12 protein-coding genes are annotated in these 15,728 nt (G+C 71.5%); 9 read left to right on the top strand and 3 right to left on the bottom strand.

Annotated features, from left to right (window positions below; translation table 11 throughout):
• Positions 1–18 precede the first annotated feature (18 nt).
• The 3 genes from treS to glgB are packed head-to-tail and all read left to right on the top strand — an operon-like array spanning position 19 to position 5,035.
• Positions 19–1,755 (top strand): maltose alpha-D-glucosyltransferase, encoded by a 1,737-nt coding sequence (gene treS, locus IEZ24_RS10215; RefSeq protein WP_129453679.1) that lies wholly within the window; start codon positions 19–21, stop codon positions 1,753–1,755.
• A complete protein-coding gene (locus tag IEZ24_RS10220) occupies positions 1,752–3,158 on the top strand; it encodes a maltokinase N-terminal cap-like domain-containing protein (RefSeq protein WP_129453553.1) in 1,407 nt (468 codons plus the stop codon). The genes treS and IEZ24_RS10220 overlap by 4 nt, the downstream gene beginning before the upstream one ends.
• Positions 3,155–5,035: a 1,4-alpha-glucan branching protein GlgB gene (glgB, locus tag IEZ24_RS10225; protein WP_224745145.1), complete on the top strand. Its 1,881-nt coding sequence runs from the start codon at positions 3,155–3,157 to the stop codon at positions 5,033–5,035. Before IEZ24_RS10220 ends, glgB begins: the two co-directional genes overlap by 4 nt.
• 61 nt (positions 5,036–5,096) lie before the next feature.
• On the opposite strand, the gene IEZ24_RS10230 is transcribed toward glgB, so the two are convergent.
• Positions 5,097–5,876, bottom strand: coding sequence for a cupredoxin domain-containing protein (locus tag IEZ24_RS10230; protein WP_129453555.1), 780 nt, complete (start codon positions 5,874–5,876; stop codon positions 5,097–5,099).
• A gap of 199 nt (positions 5,877–6,075) precedes the next feature.
• On the opposite strand from IEZ24_RS10230, the gene IEZ24_RS10235 reads away from it, so the two are divergent.
• The 3 genes from IEZ24_RS10235 to ppdK are packed head-to-tail and all read left to right on the top strand — an operon-like array spanning position 6,076 to position 11,673.
• On the top strand, positions 6,076–7,914 hold the full coding sequence (locus IEZ24_RS10235) for a multicopper oxidase domain-containing protein (protein WP_129453556.1): 1,839 nt from the start codon (positions 6,076–6,078) through the stop codon (positions 7,912–7,914).
• Positions 7,915–7,957: 43 nt separating this feature from the next.
• Positions 7,958–8,980 carry an NUDIX hydrolase gene (locus IEZ24_RS10240; protein ID WP_129453557.1) on the top strand — a complete coding sequence of 341 codons (1,023 nt, stop codon included), beginning with the start codon at positions 7,958–7,960 and terminating at the stop codon, positions 8,978–8,980.
• Positions 8,981–8,994: 14 nt separating this feature from the next.
• Positions 8,995–11,673 carry a pyruvate, phosphate dikinase gene (gene ppdK, locus IEZ24_RS10245; RefSeq protein WP_129453558.1) on the top strand — a complete coding sequence of 893 codons (2,679 nt, stop codon included), beginning with the start codon at positions 8,995–8,997 and terminating at the stop codon, positions 11,671–11,673.
• Here the strand turns inward: ppdK and IEZ24_RS10250 are convergent, their stop codons facing one another.
• A complete protein-coding gene (locus tag IEZ24_RS10250) occupies positions 11,674–12,612 on the bottom strand; it encodes a co-chaperone YbbN (RefSeq protein ID WP_129453559.1) in 939 nt (312 codons plus the stop codon).
• A 58-nt stretch (positions 12,613–12,670) separates the two neighbouring features.
• Between IEZ24_RS10250 and IEZ24_RS10255 the strand changes: the two genes are divergently transcribed.
• The 3 genes from IEZ24_RS10255 (at position 12,671) to IEZ24_RS10265 (ending at position 14,736) form a co-directional block, all read left to right on the top strand.
• The gene (locus IEZ24_RS10255; RefSeq protein ID WP_129453560.1) at positions 12,671–13,216 is read left to right on the top strand and encodes a GtrA family protein; all 546 of its coding nucleotides are present in this window, start codon (positions 12,671–12,673) and stop codon (positions 13,214–13,216) included.
• 135 nt (positions 13,217–13,351) lie between these two features.
• The gene (locus IEZ24_RS10260; RefSeq protein WP_129453561.1) at positions 13,352–14,086 is read left to right on the top strand and encodes an SDR family oxidoreductase; all 735 of its coding nucleotides are present in this window, start codon (positions 13,352–13,354) and stop codon (positions 14,084–14,086) included.
• 158 nt (positions 14,087–14,244) lie between these two features.
• Positions 14,245–14,736: a hypothetical protein gene (locus tag IEZ24_RS10265; protein ID WP_129453562.1), complete on the top strand. Its 492-nt coding sequence runs from the start codon at positions 14,245–14,247 to the stop codon at positions 14,734–14,736.
• Here the strand turns inward: IEZ24_RS10265 and meaB are convergent.
• Positions 14,719–15,723: a methylmalonyl Co-A mutase-associated GTPase MeaB gene (meaB, locus tag IEZ24_RS10270; protein ID WP_242498380.1), complete on the bottom strand. Its 1,005-nt coding sequence runs from the start codon at positions 15,721–15,723 to the stop codon at positions 14,719–14,721. The two genes, IEZ24_RS10265 and meaB, sit on opposite strands and share 18 nt — an antisense overlap.
• Positions 15,724–15,728 lie beyond the last annotated feature (5 nt).

The following is a 15,728-nucleotide window of genomic DNA, read 5'->3' on the forward strand; positions in this document are numbered from 1 at the left end:
CACCCCACGTCAGCCGACATGCCGACGGACGCAGGTGCGGCCACGGCTGTCCTCAACGCGGAGCCGGAGTGGTTCAAGACGGCGGTCTTCTACGAGGTCCTGGTGCGGTCGTTCCGCGACTCCAACGGGGACGGGACCGGCGACTTCAAGGGACTCATCGAGAAGCTCGACTACCTCGAGTGGCTGGGCGTCGACTGCCTCTGGGTGCCGCCGTTCTTCACCTCGCCGCTGCGCGACGGCGGCTACGACGTCGCCGACTACAACAACATCCTCCCCGAGTGCGGCACCGTCGAGGACTTCCACGAGTTCCTCGACGCCTGCCACCAGCGGGGCATCCGCGTGATCATCGACTTCGTCATGAACCACACGAGTGACGCGCACCCGTGGTTCCAGGCCAGCCGCAGCGACCCGGACGGGCCCTACGGCGACTTCTACGTGTGGTCCGACACCGACGAGCTCTACCAGGACGCGCGAGTCATCTTCGTCGACACCGAGCCGTCCAACTGGACGTGGGACCCGGTCCGCCAGCAGTACTTCTGGCACCGGTTCTTCCACCACCAGCCCGACCTCAACTTCGACAACCCCAAGGTCCACGACGCGATGCTGGACGCCATGGCGTTCTGGCTCGACATGGGCCTCGACGGCTTCCGCCTCGACGCCGTGCCCTACCTCTACGAGCGGCCGGGCACCAACGGCGAGAACCTCCCGGAGACGCACGACTTCCTCAAGAAGTGCCGCCGCTTCGTCGACGAGCACTACCCCGGTCGCGTGCTGCTCTGCGAGGCCAACCAGTGGCCGGCCGACGTCGTGGAGTACTTCGGCCCCGAGAAGACCGAGGACGGTCGCTGGATCGGCACCGAGTGCCACATGGCGTTCCACTTCCCGGTGATGCCGCGCATCTTCATGGCCGTGCGACGCGAGTCCCGCTTCCCGATCTCGGAGATCCTCGAGCAGACGCCGTCGATCCCCGACGGCTGCCAGTGGGGCATCTTCCTGCGCAACCACGACGAGCTCACCCTCGAGATGGTCACCGACGAGGACCGCGACTACATGTGGTCCGAGTACGCCCACGACCCGCGGATGAAGGCCAACATCGGCATCCGCCGGCGCCTCGCCCCGCTCCTCGACAACGACGTCAACCGGATGGAGCTGTTCACGGCGCTCCTGCTGTCGCTGCCCGGCTCCCCCGTCCTCTACTACGGCGACGAGATCGGGATGGGCGACAACATCTGGCTCGGCGACCGCGACGGCGTGCGTACACCCATGCAGTGGACCCCCGACCGCAACGCGGGCTTCTCCTCCGCCACGCCGGGCAAGCTCCACCTGCCTGCGATCCAGGACCCGGTCTACGGCTACCAGTCGGTCAACGTCGAGGCGCAGCTGGAGAACACCTCCTCGCTGCTGCACTGGACCCGCCGCCTCGTGCACGCCCGGCGCCGCCACCCGGCGTTCGGGCTGGGCGACTTCACCGACCTCGGCGGCTCCAACCCGAGCGTGCTGTCCTACGTCCGCGAGCACAGCTCCGACCAGGGCCGCGACGTGATCCTGTGCGTCAACAACCTGTCGAGGTTCCCGCAGCCGGTGGAGCTCGACCTGCGCCACTGGGAGGGCATGGTCCCGGTCGAGCTGCTCGGCGGGGTGCCGTTCCCGGCCATCGGCGAGCTGCCCTACCTGCTGACGCTGGGAGGGTACGGCTTCCTGTGGCTGCGCCTGACCGATCCGGATGCGGGGACGGGAATGGGGGTGGAGCAGTGAACGACGAGCTGAGGAGCTATGTCGCTGAGGCCCGCTGGTTCGGCGGCAAGGGACGTGACTGGGAGCTCACGTCCGTACGCCGCGTGGGCGAGCTGCCGGGCGCCCCGGACGGCCTGCGCGTCACCATCGAGCTCGCGGAGGTGGTCTACGGCGGCGACGCCGACACCGAGCTCTACCAGCTGCCGCTCGCCTACTACCAGCAGCCGCAGGACCGGATCGGCCACGCGCTGATCGGCGAGTGGCACGACGACGAGCTCGGCCAGGCGTACGTCTACGACGCCGTGCACGACCGCGAGTCGATGGCGCTGTGGCTGAGGGCGTTCGCGGCGGCCGACCCGGTCGCGGGCGGCGCAGGCCCTGGCGAGCTCATGTTCCACCGCCTCCCCGGCCACGAGTTCGACCTCGAGGCACACTCGACGCTGTTCTCGGGCGAGCAGTCCAACTCCTCGGTGGCCTTCGGGGAGGACTCGTTGATGAAGGTGTTCCGCAAGGTCACCCCGGGGGTGAACCCCGACGTCGCGATCCACCAGGTGCTCACCGAGGCCGGCTCGACCCACGTCGCCGCCCTCTACGGCTGGCTCGACCTCGTCGACGACGAGGCCGAGGGGACGTACTCGACCATCCAGCTCGCGATGCTCCAGCAGTTCCTCCGCACCGCCAGTGACGGCTGGGACCTCGCCCTGGCGAGCGTCCGCAACCTGTTCGCCGAGGCCGACCTCCACGCCGACGAGGTCGGCGGCGACTTCGCCGGCGAGGCCGCCCGGCTCGGGGTCGCGCTGGCGGAGGTGCACGACGACCTCGCCGAGCACTTCCCGCTCGAGCAGCGCGACGCCGCCGTCGTCGACGACCTCGCCACCGCGATGGAGCAGCGGCTCACCGCCGCGATCGACGTGGTGCCCGACCTCGCGGTCCACGAGGCCTCGCTGCGCGCGACGTACGCCGCGCTGCGCGAGCTGGACCACATCGACGTGCAGCAGGTCCACGGCGACCTGCACCTCGGCCAGACGCTCCGCACCTCCAAGGGGTGGAAGATCGTCGACTTCGAGGGCGAGCCGGCCAAGCCGCTCGCCGAGCGGCTCAAGCCCGACTCCGCGTGGCGCGACGTCGCCGGGATGATGCGGTCCTTCGACTACGCCCCGCGCGTGGTCGCGCTCACCAGCGGCGGCTACGACGCCGAGGAGTCCGACCAGCGGGCCTACCGCGCCGCGGAGTGGTCGGCGCGCAACCGCACCGCCTTCCTCGACGCCTACACCAACCGGCGCGGGGTGGAGGCCGACCGGACCGCCCGGGTCCTGCTCGACGCCTACCTCGCCGACAAGGTCGTCTACGAGGCGGTCTACGAAGCACGCAACCGACCGGGATGGCTGTCCATCCCGCTGGCAGCGTTGGGAGAGACGCGATGACCGAGACGACACATGCCCCCGGTGAGCTCGACCTGCACCTCATCAACGAGGGGCGTCACGAGGAGCTCTGGAAGGTCCTCGGCGCCCAGGTGGGCGACGACGGCACCTCGTTCCGCGTCTGGGCGCCCAACGCGATGGAGGTCCAGGTCGCCGGCGAGTGGGCCGGCTGGGACGGCTCCGCGCACCCGATGACCAGGCTGGCCGACTCCGGCGTGTGGCACGTGCACGTCGCGGACGTCGGCGTCGGCGCCCAGTACAAGTACCGCCTGCGCGGCGCCGACGGCCAGTGGGGCGACCGCGCCGACCCGCTCGCCCAGTACGCCGAGAAGCCGCCGAGCTCGGCCTCGCGCGTCTGGCGCTCCGAGCACGAGTGGGGCGACGACGCCTGGCTCGAGGCGCGACGCACCAGGCAGCCGGCGGACGAGGCCATGTCGACCTACGAGGTGCACCTCGCGTCGTGGCGCAAGCACTACTCCGGCGAGCTCTACTCGTGGGACGAGATCGCCGACGCGCTCGTGCCGTACGTCTCCGACCTGGGGTTCACCCACGTCGAGCTCATGCCGGTCATGCAGCACCCGTTCGGCGGCTCGTGGGGCTACCACGTCACCTCCTACTTCGCGCCCGACTCGCGCTTCGGCGACCCCGACGGGCTCAAGCGCCTCATCGACCGGCTCCACCAGGCCGGAGTCGGCGTGATCCTCGACTGGGTCCCGGGCCACTTCGCGACCGACGAGTGGGCACTCGCCCGGTTCGACGGCACGCCGCTCTACGAGGACCCCAACCCGCAGCGCGGCTGGCACAAGGAGTGGGGCTCCCACATCTTCAACTTCGGCCGCCACGAGGTGCGCAACTTCCTCTACGCCAACGCGGTCTACTGGCTCGAGGAGTACCACGCCGACGGCCTGCGCGTGGACGGCGTGGCGTCGATGCTCTACCTCGACTACGCCCGCGAGCACGGCGAGTGGTCGCCCAACGTCCACGGCGGGCGGGAGAACCTCGAGGCCGTGCAGTTCCTCCAGGAGATGAACGCCACCGTCTACAAGCGGGTCCCCGGCATCGTCACGATCGCCGAGGAGTCCACCGCGTGGCCCGGCGTCACCGGTCCCACCAGCGACGGCGGCCTCGGGTTCGGCTTCAAGTGGAACATGGGCTGGATGCACGACTCGCTCAACTACGTCTCCAAGGACCCGCTCTACCGCAGCCACCACCACGGGCAGATGACCTTCTCGCTCGTCTACGCCTTCGCCGAGAACTACGTCCTGCCGATCAGCCACGACGAGGTCGTCCACGGCAAGGGCTCCCTGCTGCGCAAGATGCCCGGCGACCGCTGGCAGCAGCTGGCCAACCTGCGCGCCTACCTCGCCTACATGTGGGCCCACCCCGGCAAGCAGCTGCTCTTCATGGGCTGCGAGTTCGGCCAGGAGTCCGAGTGGGCGGAGAGCCGCGAGCTCGACTGGTGGCTCCTCGAGCACCCCGAGCACGCCGGCGTCCACGCCATGGTCCGCGACATGAACTCCACCTACAAGGCCACCGGCGCGCTGTGGGGCCGCGACAACGACCCGGCGGGCTTCCAGTGGCTCGACGCCAACGACGCGGGGCGCAACACCTTCTCGTTCGTACGCCGCTCCCCCGGCCACCCCGACCTCGTCTGCGTCGCGAACTTCGCCGGCAACCCGCACGAGGGCTACCGGCTCGGGCTCCCGTCGGCCGGCACGTGGACGGAGGTGCTGAACACCGACGCGGAGGCCTACCACGGCTCCGGCGTGGGCAACCTCGGCTCGATCACCGCGACCGAGGGCGACCACCACGGCCAGCCGGCGTACGCCGACATCGTCGTTCCCCCGCTCGCGACGATCTGGTTCCGCAGGGAGGACTGACAGGGCGGACCCGGAGGACGCAGGCGTCCTCCGGGTCCGGGACCGCCACGTGGCGAGGTCGTCACATGACGTGGATCATCTTGACCATGCCCATCATCGCGTGCGGCATGCCCTTCATCTTCGGGTCCGGGAAGAAGCACAGCAGGACGTACTGCCCGGCCGGCAGCTCGTAGTCCATCGTCATCTGGCGACCCGGGCTCAGCGTGTCGGTCTGGGCCCAGGCCGGCAGCAGCCACGCCGGCTCCTCCTCGCTCTGGAGGCCCTCCATGACCTGCTCCATCGTCGTCCCCTCCTGCACCTGCTGGAGCACTGCGAAGTGGGGCTGGTCGTCGGCGTTCTTGAACTTCAAGGTGCCCCGGGTCGGCAGGTGGCTCGCGCCGCCCCACTTCATGCCCTTGCGGGCCTTGATCGTGGCGTCGACGGACGGCGCCTTCGACGCCTTCACCGGGCCGACGCGGAAGGTCGTGGGCGCCATGATCCTGTTGGCCATGACCAGGGCGGTGTACGTGCCCGCCCGGGGCAGCACGATGGTGCCGGTGCTGCCGGTCATCAGGCCGCCGTGCCAGGTGGTGTTGGCGATCGCGCGCTTCAGGGCCTTCATGTCGCCCTTGTTGGACGCGGCGTAGTCCTTGGCCATGTCCCGCACGGTGTAGCCCCTGGCGAAGGACACGATGCTCACAGGAGCGGGCTTGCCCTTCACGGCGAGCTTGATGCGGCCGGCTCGGAGGCCGTTGACCCCCTGGAGCTTGAGTGACCCCTTGGCCACGGTGATGGTGAGCGACTGACCGGCCTGCTGCTCGGTCGTCATCGCGGACGATGACGAGGTGACCAGTGCCGGCACGGAGATCATGGTTCCGGCGCAGACCAGGGCCATCCCTGTTCGCAACTGAGTGAACATGCGGTGCTACCCCCGACGAGTGATGTGATGAGGCAGCCATGATGCGGCTGGTCCACCGGGCGGTCATCGGCAATTCTGGGGTGGTCCAGACATCACCGGAAGGTGGGTAGCAGGGGATGCAGATCGGCGGATAATCCCTCCGATGAGGGGGAGATCTCGCACGATCACGGTGCTGGTGACGGCCGTCGCGCTCGCAGTCCTGGGACCGGCGCTCGGCACCGGCGGCGACACCGGGCTCTCCGCCCGGACGGGCGCCCAGGCGGCGGCACCGCGTTCGGCGACGCTCGTGATCGAGGCGCGCGGATCGACGTACGTGCCCGCGACGGTGACGGTCGGTGGCGGCGGCACGCTGACGGTGGTCAACCTCGACACCTACGACCACACGGTGACGTCCACGGCCGTCGACGAGCGCGGCGAGCCCCTCTTCGACGTGCGGGTCGCCGCCGGCACCACCGCTACGGTGACCGGGGTCGAGGCCCTGGCGAACGGTCGCTACGACTACTACTGCCGCTTCCACCCCTTCATGCGCGGCGTCCTGGTCGTGGAGGACTCGACGGGCGAGGTCGGAGCCGACCTGGTGGAGTTCGAGCAGCCGCTGGTGGTCCCGCGGGTGGTGCGCGGCGCCGACGTCCGCCTGCTGATGCGCCAGGCGAAGGTGCGCATGCTGCCCCGCGGCCCCCGTACGACCATGTGGACCTACGGAGGCAGCTATCCGGGCCCGACCATCGTGGGCCGCGCAGGTCGCGAGAGCCGGGTGACCTTCGTGCACCGCCTCCCGAGGAAGGCGGGGTCGTTGACGACCCACCTGCACGGGGACCACCACGCCTCCAGCGAGGACGGCCAGCCGACGACCCACCTGATCCGGCGAGGACGCTCCCGTACCTATCGCTACCCGCTGACCTACGGCGGTGATCCGGAGCCTGCGTCGTTCTTCTTCTACCACGACCACCGCATGGACCGGACCACCCGCAACAACTGGCGCGGGCTCCAGGGCATGTTCATCGTCGAGGACGCCACCTCGCGTCGGCTCCGGCTCCCGAGGGGACGCCGCGACCTCCCGCTGATGATCTCCGAGCGCTCGTTCACCCGGCGCAACCAGCTGACCGACCCGTTCGCCGAGGGGCCGACCATGCAGGGGCACCACGGGACGATGGCGTTCACCGGCCCCGGCAGCCCCCCGGACGACCACACCGTGGGCTCGCACGTGGTCGTCAACGGTCGCTACGCGCCGTTCCACCGGGTGACGGCCACCCGCTACCGGCTGCGCCTCGTCAACGCGGCGCCGTTCTCGGCGTACAACCTCTCGCTCTCCGACGGCCGCCCGTTCGTCCAGATCGGCACGGGCAACGGCTTCCTGCGGACGCCGGTCGTCCGGACCGAGCTCAGCCTCGGTCCGGCCCAGCGTGCCGACGTGATCGTCGACTTCTCCGGCGCGTCCGGGCAGGACGTCGTCCTGCAGTCCGTCCCCGGTGCCGAGGAGCGCGGCACCGGATCGCGTACGGCAGCGGTCATGCAGTTCCGCGTCGGCGACCACGCGCGCGACCGGTCGCGGCTCCCGGCCCGGCTCCCTTCCCCCGACCTGGTGACCGCTCCCGCCAAGGTCACCAAGACCTGGACCTTCGACCTCGGCGGCGACAAGCGTCACGGCACGTTCTGGGCGATCAACGGCAAGCCGTTCGACCCGGCCCGCAGCGACCACCGCGCCCGGCTGGGCAGCGTCGAGCGCTGGCGGCTGCGCAACACCAGCGACATGACGCACTACGTGCACATCCACGCCCAGCAGTGGCGCACCGTCTCGCGCAACGGCAAGCGGCCGCCGCCGTGGGAGCGCGGGCTGGAGGACACCTGGCGGCTGGACCCCGGCGAGTACGTCGACGTCGCGGCCCGGTTCGCCGACCACACCGGCCCCTTTATGATCCACTGCCACATGCTCGACCACGAGGACCACGGGATGATGGCGCGCTTCGACGTGGTGCGCTGACCGAGGTCGGCTGCCCCGACCGGGCTCTGGCTAGGGTGGCCGGGTGCCTGCCGAACAGCCGACGCTGACTGACGGGACCGTCACCCTGAGGCCGTGGCGCGACGACGACGTCGCCGAGGCCGTGGCCGGTCACGACGACGAGATGGCCCTCTGGTTCGGGTGGGACCCGGCCGACGTCACCGAGCAGTCGCACCTGGCGGCGATCACGCGCTGGCGCGAGCGCTACCGGGCCGGCGAGCAGGCGTCCTTCGTCATCGAGCACGACGACCGGCTGGTCGGCAGCGTCGAGCTGACCCGCGACGGCAGCGCGGGCGCCCGGCTGAGCTGGACCCTGTACGCCGGCCACCGGGGCCGCGGCCACGCCGCGCGGGCCGTACGGGTCCTCGTGGACTGGGCCTTCGCCGACCCCGAGCAGGGCGGGTGGGGCCTCCAGCGGGTCGAGGCCCGCATCGACCCCCGCAACGACCGCAGCCGTCGCGTCGCGACCCGCGCGGGCCTGCGGCTCGAGGGCGTGCAGCGGGTCAGCCCGGGCATGGGCGACCGCCCGGACGCCACCTCGTACGCCGTGTTCGCGCGCCTGGCCACCGACCCCCCGCTGAGCGACCCCGAGTCCTTCCGCTCCCTCCTCAACTCCTTCCTCCCCCGCAAGCGCGCCATCTCGCAGATGCTGGTGCGCGACCCCGAGGGCCGCGTGCTGCTGTGCCAGCTGACCTACAAGCGCGACTGGGACCTGCCCGGTGGCGTGGTCGAGGTAGGCGAGTCGCCCCAGGTGGCGGTGCAGCGCGAGGTGGAGGAGGAGCTCGGGCTCACGGTCGAGCCGCGCGGCCTGCTGCTCACCGACTGGCTGCCCGCGTGGGGTGGCTGGGACGACGCCGTCTGCCTGGTCTTCGACGGCGGCACGTTGCCGCACTCGGCGCTGGCGGACGTCGTGATGCAGGAGCGGGAGATCCGCGACGTGCGGTTCTGCACCCTCGAGGAGGTCGACGAGCTCGCCGCCGACTTCACCGCGCGCCGGGTCCGCGCCGCCGTCACCGGCGAAGGGACGTATACGGAGTCCGGCCGCTGAGGCAGGATGCCTCCATGACCTGGGTCTACGACTTCGCAGAGGGCAGCAAGGACCAGAAGGACCTCCTGGGCGGCAAGGGGGCCAACCTCGCCGAGATGACCAACCTCGGCCTGCCGGTGCCGCCGGGCTTCACGATCTCGACCGAGACCTGCCGGGCCTACCTGGCCCTGAAGGAGACGGGCGAGGGCGGTGAGCCCGACGGCCTCGCCGAGGAGGTCACCGAGCACCTCGCCTCGCTCGAGGAGGCGATGGGCAAGAAGCTCGGCGACGCCGACGACCCGCTCCTGGTGTCGGTGCGCTCGGGCGCGAAGTTCTCGATGCCGGGCATGATGGAGACCGTCCTCAACGTCGGCCTCAACGACACGTCCGTGGGCGGGCTCGCCGCCCGCAGCGAGTCAGACCGGTTCGCCCAGGACTCCTACCGGCGGCTGCTGCAGATGTTCGGCGGGACCGTGCTGCACGTCGACTCCGAGCTCTTCTCCGAGGCGCTCGACGAGGCGAAGCGGGCCAAGGGCACCGACAACGACCTCGACCTCGACGCCGACGACCTGCGCGGGGTCGTCGAGTCCTTCAAGGCGATCATCCGCGACGCGACCGGGCGCGACTTCCCGCAGGACCCCCGCGAGCAGATGGACCTCGCGATCCGGGCGGTCTTCGACTCCTGGAACACCGACCGGGCGCGCCTCTACCGCCGCCAGGAGCGGATCCCCGAGGACCTCGGCACGGCGGTCAACGTGCAGGCGATGGTCTTCGGCAACTTCGGCATGGACTCCGGCTCGGGCGTGGCCTTCACGCGCGACCCCGCGAGCGGCACCCAGGGCGAGTACGGCGACTACCTCCAGAACGCCCAGGGCGAGGACGTCGTCGCCGGCATCCGCAACACGGTGTCCCTCGCCGACATGGCCGAGATCGACCGGAAGTCCCACGACGACCTGATGGAGATCATGACGCGGCTCGAGCGCCACTACCGCGACATGTGCGACATCGAGTTCACCGTCGAGCGCGGCAAGCTGTGGATGCTCCAGACCCGCGTCGGCAAGCGCACGCCCGAGGCCGCGTTCCGGATCGCGGTCCACATGGTCGACGAGGGCATGATCCAGATGGACGAGGCGGTGCTGCGGGTCACCGGGGACCAGCTCGCCCAGCTGATGTTCCCCCGGTTCGACGCGACCTCCGAGCGCACCCTCCTCGCGACGGGGATGAACGCCTCCCCCGGCGCGGCCGTCGGCAAGGCGGTCTTCGACTCCGACACCGCCGTGGAGTGGGCGGACCGGGGCGAGGACGTGATCCTCGTGCGCAAGGAGACCAACCCCGACGACCTGCGCGGCATGGTCGCCGCACGCGGCATCCTCACCAGCCGCGGCGGCAAGACGTCGCACGCCGCCGTCGTGGCTCGTGGCATGGGCCGTACGTGCGTGTGCGGCGCGGAGTCCCTCGACGTGGACACCAAGGCCAAGGAGTTCCGCGTCCGCGACGGCGAGACCGTCCGCGAGGGCGACGTGATCTCCATCGACGGCACCACCGGCGAGGTGTTCGCCGGGGCGGTCCCGGTCGCCGACTCGGTCGTGGTGCGCCACTTCGAGGGCGAGAAGCTCGACGACGACCTCGCCCACGCGGTCGCACGGATCATGGCCCACGCCGACGGCGCCCGCCGGCTGCGGGTGCGCACCAACGCCGACACCCCGGAGGACGCCGCGCGCGCCCGCCGCTTCGGCGCCCAGGGCATCGGCCTGTGCCGCACCGAGCACATGTTCCTCGGCGAGCGGCGCGAGCTCGTCGAGAAGCTCATCGTCGCCGAGGACGAGGCCGGCCAGGACGAGGCGCTGGCCGCGCTGCTGCCGCTCCAGCGGCAGGACTTCACCGAGATCCTCGAGGCGATGGACGGCCTGCCGGTGACGATCCGGCTGCTCGACCCGCCGCTCCACGAGTTCCTCCCGGACCTCACCGACCTCAGCGTCGAGGCAGCCCTCGCCGAGGAGCGCGGTCAGGTCGACGAGCGCGCGGCGACACTGCTCACCCACGTACGCCGGCTCCACGAGCAGAACCCGATGCTCGGCCTGCGCGGCGTCCGCCTCGGCATCCAGATCCCCGGGCTGTTCCGCATGCAGGCGCGGGCGATCGCCGAGGCTGCCGCGGACCGCCTGGCGGTCCACGGGCGGCCGCAGGCCGAGATCATGGTCCCGCTGGTCGCGAGCGTGCGCGAGCTGCAGATCGTCCGGACGCAGCTCGAGCGCGAGATCGCCCAGGTGCAGGAGTCGCGCGGCGTCAGGCTGGACATCTCGATCGGCACGATGATCGAGCTGCCGCGCGCTGCCTTCCTCGCCGACCGGATCGCCACGGCCGCCGACTTCTTCTCCTTCGGCACCAACGACCTCACCCAGATGGCGTGGGGCTTCTCGCGCGACGACGTCGAGTCCTCGTTCTTCGCGACCTACTTCCAGCACGGCATCTTCGACGTGTCACCGTTCGAGTCGCTCGACCAGCTCGGCGTCGGCGGCATGGTCGAGATGGGCACCACCAAGGGACGCGAGACCAAGCCCGACCTCAAGGTCGGTGTCTGCGGCGAGCACGGCGGCGACCCGCTGTCGGTCCACTTCTTCGACCGCGTCGGCCTGGACTACGTCTCCTGCTCGCCCTTCCGGGTGCCGGTCGCCCGGCTCGAGGCCGGACGGTCGGTGCTGGAGAAGCGCTGATCAGAACAGGGCGGACGCCAGGTCGCGACGCCCGGCGAGCACGCGCGGATCGTCGTTGCCGACGGCGGCGAACAGGCCGAGCAGGTGGTCGCGCGCCTTCTCGCGGTCCTTGTCGCTCGTGCGGGCCACGAGGTTGATCAGGCGGGTGAAGGCGTCCTCGACGTGCCCGCCGAGCATGTCGAGGTCGGCGACCATCGTCTGGGCGTCCACGTCGTCGGGGTTCTCGGCGGCGGCCGCGCGGGCCGCGCCGAGGTCGACGCCCTGCGTGCGCTGCATGACCTTGGCGATCGCCAGGCCGCCGGCGGCCTCGACGTCGGCCGGGTTGGCGTCGACCAGCTTCTGGTACTCGGCGACGGCGCCCTCGATGTCCCCCGCGGCGAGCGCGTCCTGCGCGGGTGCGTAGCGCGGGTCGACGACCTCCTCCTCGCCGTCGGCAGCGGGCGCCCCGCTCGCGCGCGGCTGGTGGCGGCCGGTCACGCCCTGCGCGGTGAGCTGCTGGCCGACCTGGGTCAGTGCGGTGCGCAGCTCGTCGATCGGGAGCGGGTCCTGCAGCAGCGGCATCGGACGACCGTCGACGACGGCGACCACGAGCGGGATCGACGGGATCTGCATCGCCTGCGCGATCTGGGGTGCGGCGTCGATGTCGACGAGGCCGAGGAGGTAACGGCCCTCGTGCTCCTCCACCACCGTGGCGAGGTCGTCGGCGAGCTGCCCGCTCTCCGGCATCCGGGTGCGCGAGTAGAACACCAGGAGCACCGGTGCCGTCATCGACTGCTCCAGCAGGGCCTGGAAGCCCTGCTCGTCCACCGTCACGCTGTAGGAGGCCCCGCCGCCCGCCGGGGCAGCGGGCCGGCCGCTCGGGGCTCCCGCGTGCGGCGCGGGCTTCCCCAGCCCGGAGAGGTCGATGGCACCTGGGCGGCTGAAGGGCTGCTGCGTCATGGCTCAATCCTAGGGAGCCGCGCCACGGGACGGCTCCCGGGTCGGTAGCCTCGCGGCCATGGGATCCCGGGGTGCCGTGCTGTCGCCGCGCCACCGGCGCAACGTCGCCCTGCTCGTGCGCTTCGGCGCCGTCGGCGCGTCGGGAGTGGCGGTCAACCTGCTCACCCTGGTGCTCCTGCAGCGGCTCGGCCCGCACTTCGACGACGCCGTCGCCGCGCTCGGCGGCACCGACTACAACCTGCGCTGGTACCACGTCTACTCCACTGCGGCGTTCCTCGTCGCGAACCTGACCAACTTCCAGCTCAACCGCACGTGGACCTTCCGGAGCAGCGGGGCGGCGTCCTGGGCGCGCGAGTACTGGCCGTTCCTCGCGGTGGGCCTCGGCGTGCAGGTGATCGGCCTCGCGCTCCTCACCATGCTCATGCACCCGCACTCGCCCGTCAGCCTGCCGAGCGAGGTGTTCGACGACTCCTCCGGCCTGCGCAACCGCCTGTTCTGGTCGCAGCTGGTCGTGATCGCGCTGGTGACCCCGGCGTCGTTCGTGCTCAACAAGCTGTGGACCTTCGCCGCCGTGCGGTCGTGGCGGCTCGACCTCGGGCCGTGAGGCGGGAGGGGTGTCGGGTGAGCATGGGACCGGGCGCCGCGAAGTGTGTCCGAACTGGGCACCGCCTCGCCTGTCACCGCAGGTCTACCGCGTGGTAGAAAATGCCGCGGAGCTCGACGGGAGGGACGCCAGGGCATGACGACATCGGGGTCGTACGACTTCACCGGCTACCAGGTCCTGGTCATCGGTGGCACTCGCGGTGAGGGCCACACCATCGCCTCCTCCTTCGCCGCCTGCGGTGCCTCCGTGACGGTGACGGGCACGATGATGCTGCGCTCGCTCTACGACAGCGACCTCTCGGCCTTCGACTACGAGTCGGTCAACCTGGCGCGCCAGGAGTCGATCGACCACCTGGTCGGCACGATCAACCACATCGACGTCCTCGTGCTCGCCGCGTCGTGCAACCTCCCCTACGGCCTGCCGCCCGGTGAGCAGGCCTTCGTCGCCGAGGCGACGCGCTCCGGCCTGCTCGGCCCGACCTTCCTGACCACCCGCCTGCGCCTCAAGCTCGGCCAGAGCCCCGCCCTGGGCGGTGGGTGCGTGGTCAACACCGGGGCGGTGACGTCGTGGCTCCAGCTCGCGACGACGCCCGAGGCCGCGCAGCGCGAGCTCGTCGAGTCGACCGCACGGGCGGGCGACAACTGGGCCGGCCTGGGCGTGCGGGTCAACTCCGTGCTGCATGCCCAGCGGTCCGTCCTGCCGCGCCAGTACGCCCCGGACTCGCCCCCGTCCGGCGGCAGCCGGGTCGCGGGCGGCACGCTGGTGCGCACCGCCCAGACACGCGTGGGCGACGCCGTGGCCGACGCGACCCTGTTCCTGGCGAGCAGTGCCGCCGCGCGCATCACGGGGCAGACCCTGCGCATCAGCTGAGCCTCGGTTCGAGGCCGCATTTCCGCGAGTTCGACGAAATGCCGTGCAGGCCGGTCTGGTCCAGTTACATTTCCCCTACACGGAATCAACGAGAGATCCACAGGGTCTCGGCGCCGTCTCGGGTCGGTCGCTCCCTCGTCGCCAGGAAGGACGTCCCCTTGACCGCCGAACTCATCTCCCCGCCCTCCACCCGGAGTGGCGCATCCTGGTCCGCACGCGCCACCCGGCGGCGTCGCGAGCAGCTCCTCGGCCGCGCGCCGGCCACCGACTCGCCCGTGCACCACCTGTGGGCCTCCCTCGTCGAGGTCCTCGGCGCGATCGACGGTCCCTCGACGGCGCTCCTCGCCACCGCGGGCGGCGACCCGGTGGCGGTGCACGGCCTCGCCGGGTCCGACGTGGCACGCGTCGCCCGTCAGGACCGGGCGGTCTTCGGCGCACGCATCCCCGACACGGTGCCCGACGGTCCGGCGCCGGTGGAGACCGTCGAGCTGACCCTGGGCCTGCGGCACACCGTGATCGCATCGGTGCCCGCGGGCGGGGGGCACCTGCTGTCCGTGACCGCGCAGGGCGTCAGCATCCAGGTGCTCGAGGCGTGGACGCGCCGGCTCGCCGAGGACATCCGCGCCGCGCTCTCAGTCGCGACCCGGTAGCCCGTCCAGCAGCTCGTCGGCGGCGGCGTACGGGTCCACGTCCCCGCTGGCCACCCGCGCGGCGAGGGCGTCGAGGTCGACGCCGGAGCCCGCGGTCCCCCACCGCTCCTGCAGGGCGGCGAGCGCGACCGCCTCGACCTCCCCGCGCGCGCGGAGCGTACGCCGGCGCGCGAGCTCGCCCGACTCCTCGAGCCACGCGGCGTGCCTGTCCAGCTCCTCCAGCAGGCGGTCGATGCCCTCCCCCGCGCTGGCCACGGTCTGCAAAACGGGTGGTCGCCACGCCCCGTCGCGGCGCTCCCCCATGCCGAGCATCGTGCGCAGCTCACGCCGGGTCCGGTCCGCACCCTCGCGGTCGGACTTGTTGACGGCGTAGACGTCGCCGATCTCCAGGATCCCGGCCTTGGCGGCCTGGATGCCGTCGCCCATGCCGGGCGCGAGCAGCACCAGCGTCGTGTCGGCGAGGCCCGCGACCTCAACCTCGCTCTGTCCCACCCCGACGGTCTCCACGATCACCACGTCGCAGCCGGCGGCGTCGAGCACGCGCACCGCGTGCGGGGTCGACCAGGCCAGGCCCCCGAGGTGCCCGCGGGCCCCCATGGAGCGGATGAACACCTCGCGGTCGAGGGCGTGGTCGCCCATGCGTACGCGGTCGCCGAGCAACGCGCCTCCGGAGAACGGGGACGACGGGTCGATCGCCAGCACGCCGACACGCTTGCCCGCGCGGCGCATGCCGGTGACGAGGGCGCTCGTGGACGTCGACTTGCCGACGCCCGGGGCGCCGGTGATGCCGAGCACGTGCGCGCGGCCGGCGGTGCCCCGCAGGGCGGCCATCACCTCCCGAAGGAGCGGCGACGCGGTCTCGACGAGCGTGATCAGCCGGGCCACGGCCGCCGGGTCGCCCTCACGGGCGCGCGCGACGAGGTCGGGGACCGCGTCGGCACCCCGCCCGCGCACGCGCCTCGCCGCACCCGCAGCGCCGTGGCTCACGCCAT

The sequence above is a fragment of the Nocardioides ganghwensis genome, assembly GCF_014779655.1.
GTDB lineage: Bacteria > Actinomycetota > Actinomycetes > Propionibacteriales > Nocardioidaceae > Nocardioides > Nocardioides ganghwensis.

Excerpts from the sequence above, each read along its gene's own strand:
- IEZ24_RS10250 (WP_129453559.1), bottom strand. The coding sequence starts at position 12,612 with ATGACGCAGCAGCCCTTCAGCCGCCCAGGTGCCATCGACCTCTCCGGG.
- glgB (WP_224745145.1), top strand. The coding sequence starts at position 3,155 with ATGACCGAGACGACACATGCCCCCGGTGAGCTCGACCTGCACCTCATC.
- IEZ24_RS10255 (WP_129453560.1), top strand. The coding sequence starts at position 12,671 with ATGGGATCCCGGGGTGCCGTGCTGTCGCCGCGCCACCGGCGCAACGTC.
- treS (WP_129453679.1), top strand. The coding sequence starts at position 19 with ATGCCGACGGACGCAGGTGCGGCCACGGCTGTCCTCAACGCGGAGCCG.
- IEZ24_RS10260 (WP_129453561.1), top strand. The coding sequence starts at position 13,352 with ATGACGACATCGGGGTCGTACGACTTCACCGGCTACCAGGTCCTGGTC.
- ppdK (WP_129453558.1), top strand. The coding sequence starts at position 8,995 with ATGACCTGGGTCTACGACTTCGCAGAGGGCAGCAAGGACCAGAAGGAC.
- IEZ24_RS10235 (WP_129453556.1), top strand. The coding sequence starts at position 6,076 with ATGAGGGGGAGATCTCGCACGATCACGGTGCTGGTGACGGCCGTCGCG.